Annotated in this window: 1 protein-coding gene; it reads right to left on the bottom strand. The window is 50.6% G+C overall.

Annotated features, from left to right (window positions below; genetic code table 11):
* Positions 1-1,139 (bottom strand): class II fumarate hydratase (gene fumC, locus C7R93_RS29895; RefSeq protein WP_106842180.1); only part of this gene is annotated, 1,139 nt, incomplete at its 3' end.
* Positions 1,140-1,141 lie beyond the last annotated feature (2 nt).

Here is a 1,141-nt window from a genome sequence, read left to right as displayed (position 1 = left end):
GACTTCATCGCGTCGGCCAACAATCTTGCGGATTGTAGGAAATTGTAAATGATGACTGGCTTAAATACATTTAGTTCGAAGTTCCCCTGGCTTGCAGCAAAGCCAATTGCAGCATCGTTGCCCATCACTTGGCACACGACCATCGTCATCGCTTCGCTTTGGGTCGGATTCACCTTCCCTGGCATGATGGAGCTACCTGGCTCGTTGGCTGGGATGATAAGTTCACCGATTCCGCAACGTGGCCCGCTCGCCAGCCATCTCACGTCATTGGCGATTTTCATCAGATCCGCTGCCAGTGCTTTCAGGGCACCATGTACATGAACAAGCTCATCATGGCTGGTCAGCGCGTGGAACTTGTTTTCTGCCGTTACGAATTGGTGGGTGGTTTCCTTGCTGATTTCTGCTGCGACCATTTCACCGAAGCGCGGATGTGCATTGATGCCTGTTCCTACTGCTGTACCGCCAATGGCCAGCTCACGCAGGTACTCATTGCTCTCCTTGATCATCTTTTCGGATTTTTCCAGCATGCGTACCCAACCGCTGAATTCTTGGCCCAGCGTCAGCGGAGTCGCGTCCTGCAAATGCGTACGACCGATTTTGATGATATCCATATAGGCTTCGCTTTTTTCTTTCAGTGTTGCTTTTAACAGCTTGAGTGCAGGCAGTACTTGCTCCTCAACAGCAACCAGTCCAGCCATGTGCATCGCTGTCGGGAAGGTATCATTGGAGCTCTGCGATTTATTCACATCATCGTTGGCGTGGATACGAGTCGAGCTGCCCTTCTCTTGCAGCAATTGGTTCGCGCGATGAGCAATGACTTCGTTGACGTTCATGTTGGATTGCGTGCCGCTGCCCGTTTGCCAGACAACCAGAGGGAAATGCTCATCCCATTTTCCTTGGATCACTTCATCTGCTGCTGCCACAATTGCTTCTGCTTTTTCATTGTCGAGCTTGCCCAGCTTTTGATTCGCCAGAGCGGCGCTTTTTTTCAGGATGGCAAACATGCGAATCAGTGGAAGTGGCATTTTTTCTTCGCCAATTTCGAAGTTTTGGAAGCTGCGTTGTGTTTGGGCGCCCCACAGCTTATCCGCCGGAACCTTGATTTCTCCAATCGTGTCCTTTTCAATTCTGAATTCCATCT

The sequence above is a fragment of the Brevibacillus fortis genome (assembly GCF_003013395.1).
In the GTDB taxonomy this organism is placed as follows: domain Bacteria; phylum Bacillota; class Bacilli; order Brevibacillales; family Brevibacillaceae; genus Brevibacillus; species Brevibacillus fortis.
Note: the sequence above shows the minus strand (reverse complement) of the source record. Positions and strands in the feature narration are given on the sequence as shown.